Annotated in this window: 1 tRNA gene; it reads left to right on the forward strand. The window is 43.9% G+C overall.

The features are described 5' to 3' along the window. Window positions 1–50: 50 nt before the first annotated feature. A tRNA-Ala gene (locus GTP27_RS23395) sits at window positions 51–126 on the forward strand. Window positions 127–294 lie beyond the last annotated feature (168 nt).

The following is a 294-nucleotide window of genomic DNA, read 5'->3' on the forward strand; positions in this document are numbered from 1 at the left end:
TGGTTCGAGTCCAACCAGCCCTACCAGTTTCTGCCTTGTAGTAAATCTCAGGGGGATTAGCTCAGCTGGGAGAGCACCTGCTTTGCAAGCAGGGGGTCGTCGGTTCGATCCCGTCATCCTCCACCAAAAGTTCAAACGTAAGTCAGCCAGTGTGGTTGCGATTTAGGTTTGATCTTTTAGAGATCAAGTGCTGTATGTTCTTTAACAATCTGGAAGAAGTAAGTAAATTTTTATTGATCGTTTTACGGTAAAACGTAAGACGATGGGTAATGATTGTATGTATCAACAAACGCA

It is taken from the genome of Duganella qianjiadongensis (assembly GCF_009857915.1).
GTDB lineage: Bacteria > Pseudomonadota > Gammaproteobacteria > Burkholderiales > Burkholderiaceae_D > Rugamonas > Rugamonas qianjiadongensis.